This window comes from Blastococcus sp. CT_GayMR20 (assembly GCF_004570345.1).
The window spans coordinates 1-3,293 of the sequence record NZ_SPQM01000266.1 but is presented as its reverse complement, the minus strand read 5'-3'; the positions used below and the strand labels follow the sequence as shown (position 1 = coordinate 3,293).

The 3,293-nt window shown below is 74.0% G+C and carries 5 protein-coding genes and 1 pseudogene; 3 read left to right on the top strand and 3 right to left on the bottom strand.

Annotation, left to right across the window (positions count from 1 at the left end):
• Window positions 1-642: pseudogene (locus E4P40_RS27080) on the bottom strand (hypothetical protein); the annotation flags it as partial.
• A 53-nt stretch (window positions 643-695) separates the two neighbouring features.
• Here E4P40_RS27080 and E4P40_RS27075 point away from each other — a divergent pair.
• Entirely contained in the window at window positions 696-1,208 is a 513-nt protein-coding gene (locus E4P40_RS27075; RefSeq protein WP_135161388.1) for a hypothetical protein, read from the top strand.
• Between the two features lie 99 nt (window positions 1,209-1,307).
• Entirely contained in the window at window positions 1,308-1,529 is a 222-nt protein-coding gene (locus E4P40_RS27070) for a hypothetical protein (RefSeq protein WP_135161387.1), read from the top strand.
• 4 nt (window positions 1,530-1,533) lie between these two features.
• Here the strand turns inward: E4P40_RS27070 and E4P40_RS27065 are convergent, their stop codons facing one another.
• Window positions 1,534-1,854, bottom strand: coding sequence for a hypothetical protein (locus E4P40_RS27065; RefSeq protein WP_135161386.1), 321 nt, complete (start codon window positions 1,852-1,854; stop codon window positions 1,534-1,536).
• 50 nt (window positions 1,855-1,904) lie between these two features.
• Complete coding sequence (locus tag E4P40_RS27060; protein WP_135161385.1) at window positions 1,905-2,672, bottom strand: endonuclease/exonuclease/phosphatase family protein; 768 nt, start codon at window positions 2,670-2,672, stop codon at window positions 1,905-1,907.
• 76 nt (window positions 2,673-2,748) lie between these two features.
• Between E4P40_RS27060 and E4P40_RS27055 the strand changes: the two genes are divergently transcribed.
• A partial coding sequence (locus tag E4P40_RS27055) for a hypothetical protein (protein WP_135161384.1) occupies window positions 2,749-3,293 on the top strand: 545 nt, incomplete at its 3' end.

Below are 3,293 nucleotides of genomic sequence, written 5' to 3'. Positions count from 1 at the left end.
CCCGACGCGCCGTCCGACGGCGGCCGCACACCGGCCCGGCGGCTGCTGCAGCGGGGCCTGCTGGCCCGCATCGACGCCCTCAACGTGGAGCTGCCCCGCGAGCTGGGACTGCACCTGCGCGGCGGGCAGGTGGCCGACCGGGCGGTCGCCGGCGAGCCGCTCTAGCACCTCGCGCTCGTCGGCGTCGAGGGCGGCGACCTCGGCGGCGAGGTCGGTGGGCAGCTGCAGGCGCAGCTCGGTCGCGCGGCGGCCGAGCCCGGCCGGGTGACGGACGCCGCGTCGCACCGGGTCGGGTGCGCGGAGCAGGTCGTCGCCCCACAGCAGCGCGCGGCCGGTGAGCCGGTCCAGCGCGGCCTGCAGCACGTCGCCGGGGACGTCGGGCAGGGCCGCGGCGACGTCGCCGGGCGCCATCCCGTCGGTCTGCGCCAGGAGGACGACGTCCAGCACCTGCAGGGTCGCCGCGTCCAGCTCGTCGAGGGCACGGTCGACCGACACGGGGACGGCGAGCCGGCTGGCGAGCGCCACGACGTCGGACGGCGCCGGGCGCGCGACGTCGGGACGGGCCACCAGCAGCGCGCCGAGCTGCTCGTCGCTGCGGGTGCGCAGCCAGGCCGCGAGCGTCGCAGGGGGGTCGGTGGGCATCCGGTCCACGCTACGTCGTCCTCGCACACGGCCGCTGCTGGGAGCATGGCCGGGTGGACCACGAGACCCGCGCCGCCCTCGACGCCCACCAGGCGGGGGCCCTGCGCTGGCTGGGCGGCGGCGTGATCGCCGTCGTCCTGGGGATCCTCCTGGGCGTCGCGACGGTGGCGCTCGCCGGCAGCACCGGCCGCCGGTTCCCCGGGATGGGGATCGCCGTGATCTCGCTGGTGTTCGTCGGCATCGTCGCGATCGGCGTCGGCGTCGGCGCGCTGGTCCGCACCGTGCGCTGGCGCCGTGCGCTGGCGCGCACGCCATGGCAGCGCGGCCGGCTGCGCATCGCCGGGCCGGCAATCATCGCCTTCGAGCCGGCCGGCTACGACGAGCTCGACCCCGACGACGAGCCCGTGCGGCTCAAGCTGCTCAGCACGGCGATCTGGCGGACGCGTGCCGTGCAGGGGCTCGACGGCGCGGAGGTGCGCGCCGCCCCGGTCGGCAGCGGGCAGTGGGTGATCACCGCCGACGGTCTGGGCATGGTCTACGGCGCCGGAGTGGTCCGGAAGAAATGACGACCCGCCCGTGCGGGGGAGACCGTGTGCACGCGGGGACGGCTCGCGAGAGGATGACCCCCGACGTGCACGCGCGGTGCACCTGGACACGGAGGCGACATGGCCAAGCGCAAGGCGAAGAACGCGCACCTGGTGGAGCCCACCTGGGGGCAGTCCGACGACGGCGGCCCGCCGTTGACCGAGCTGACCAGCGAGTCCGCCGGCGCCCTCTCGCCGTTCGGGGAGGACCACAGCTTCCCGCTGCCGGCGCACCGGATCCGCTACGCCCACCCGACCGACAAGCCCAACCGGGCCGGCGTGCAGCTGGTCGAGGGCCGCTAGGCCCTCAGGCCTTGGCCCTGGTGGCCGGGGCGAGCCGCACGATCAGCTTGGAGAGCAGGCTGCCGAGCACGACCCAGATCAGCGCGGCGAGGCCGTCATTGATGGCCTCGGCGATCTTCGGGTCCGACGGTGTGAACAGGTTCTTGGTGAACCAGCCGAACGTGTCGCGCCAGCCGGCGGTGAACTCCACGAGCAGGTTCTGCGGGTTGGCCTCGAACAGCACGAAGACCGCGTGGACCACGATGAGCGCGGCGATCACCGTGCAGACGACGCGGACGATCGTGGCGAGGAGCGTGAAGATGCGGGCTGCGCCGTTGCTGGCCATGGCGGACATGATCTACCTGTGACGCGTGGTCCGCGACTGCGGCACGCTGGTCAGGACGGACCGCAGCGGACGGCGAGGGCGCGGTGGTCCGACAGTGGCAACCGCACCGCCTCCGCCGGTTCCGTCGCCTCCAGCCCGCCCCGCACCAGCACGTGGTCGAGCTGACGCCTGGGCGCCTCGACCGGGAACGTGGGTGCCGACGCGATGGGCCGCAGCCCGCTGATGCGGGTGGCCTGGCGCTGCTCCATGTTCAGGTCGCCGATGACCGCGAGCGGCTCGCGCGTGCCGGTGAGGGACCGGACCAGCCGGCTCAGCTGCAGGGCGCTCCACCCGGGGATGAACGACAGGTGGGTGTTGCAGACGGTGAACTCGCCGAACGGCCCGTCGATGACGGCGGCCACGGCGACCCGCGGCTCGTCGCTCACCCAGATCGGCTTGCGGGACCCCTTGAACCACATCGGGACACCGGCCCGCAGCGCCGGCAGCCGGACCACGCGCCACGAGATGACCGGGTACCGGGACAGCAGCGCGATGCCGTAGGTGGCGGAGCCGGGCTGCTCGTCGCCGGTGGCCGCCATCCAGGTGCCGCCGGGGGTGCCGGCGAGCGCTGCCACGAACTGGTGCTCGGCGGCGCCCATGGCCTCGGCGGCCACCGCGGTCAGATCGGCACCGAGCGATCGGGGCTGGTCGCGGTCCACCTCCTGGAGGCCCAGGACGTCGGCGTCCAGGCTCTTCACCGCGGTGGCGAGCCGGTCGACGTCCACGAGCCCGTCGTCCAGGGACCGTCCGTGCAGGATGTTGAAGGTCGCGATGCGCACTGTCTCGCTGTGCCCCGCTCGCGGCGGTTCTACCGCCGCTGTGCGTGCGGCGGCCCGCGACGGGTAGTCCGACTGCGTGCAGCCATCGGACCGAGACGAGATCCGGGACCTCCTCAAGCGCACCGCCGTCGCGCTCAAGGAGGGTGACGTGCCGTTCGCCCTGTGCGGGGGCTACGCCGCCTGGGTGCGGGGGGCGCCGGAGCCCGACCACGACGCGGACTTCCTGGTGCCCGAGGCGGAGGCGGACCGGGCGGCCAAGGTGATGGCCGACGCGGGCCTCGAGGTGCAGGAGCCACCCGAGGACTGGCTGGTCAAGGTGGTGGCGGGCGGGTCGTTCGTCGACGTCCTGTGGCGGACGTGTGGCCACCCGGTCGAGACCGACCTGATCGAGCGCGCCGAGGTGATGCCCGTCCTCTCGGTGCACATGCCGGTGCTGACGGCGACCGACATCATCACCACGAAGTTGATGGCGCTCGACGAGCACTACTGCGACTTCTCGCGGATGCTGCCGGTCGCCCGGGCCCTGCGCGAGCAGGTGCACTGGGCCGAGGTGTCCCGGGCCGTGGCCGACAACGACTTCGCGGTGGTGTTCCTCGACCTGCTCGACCGGCTCGACGTCGT

What these genes read in the sequence shown, in the direction of transcription:
- E4P40_RS27070 (WP_135161387.1), top strand. Translation starts at nt 1,308, where the DNA reads ATGGCCAAGCGCAAGGCGAAGAACGCGCACCTGGTGGAGCCCACCTGG.
- E4P40_RS27065 (WP_135161386.1), bottom strand. Translation starts at nt 1,854, where the DNA reads ATGGCCAGCAACGGCGCAGCCCGCATCTTCACGCTCCTCGCCACGATC.